The organism is Vibrio sp. HI00D65 (assembly GCF_001635455.1).
Taxonomy (GTDB): Bacteria; Pseudomonadota; Gammaproteobacteria; order Enterobacterales; family Vibrionaceae; genus Vibrio.
Window position 1 is genome coordinate 1 of sequence record NZ_LWEH01000530.1, and the last position, 380, is coordinate 380.

The 380-nt window shown below is 39.2% G+C and carries 1 protein-coding gene; it reads left to right on the top strand.

The genetic code is table 11. The features are described from left to right. Positions 1-157 precede the first annotated feature (157 nt). A partial coding sequence (locus tag A3712_RS23275; protein WP_197465902.1) for an RsmD family RNA methyltransferase occupies positions 158-380 on the top strand: 223 nt, incomplete at its 3' end.

Genomic DNA, 380 nt, shown 5'->3' on the forward strand with positions numbered 1-380 from the left:
AATACAAGCTTGTACAAACGAATAGTAAAGAAAAATGACAAAGCAGTGATAAGTTTGCTTTTAGCTTGATACACTTTGTCATTGCAAATTTATTTAATACTCGAACCAACTTAAATTGGGCTCGTATAGTATCACTTTATTAGCGGTCAAAAAATCTATGGTAAGACGTCGCCAGCAAAACACATCACAAAAAAAGCCTTCCGGTGGCTTTGTTCGAATTATTAGTGGTTCATGGAGAGGCAGAAAGCTGCCCGTTCATGATTTAGAAGGCTTACGCCCAACCATTGACCGAGTAAAAGAGACACTCTTTAACTGGGTTGCACAAGATATCCCAAATTCGACCTGCTTAGACGTATTTGCAGGTTCTGGTGGTTTAGGCT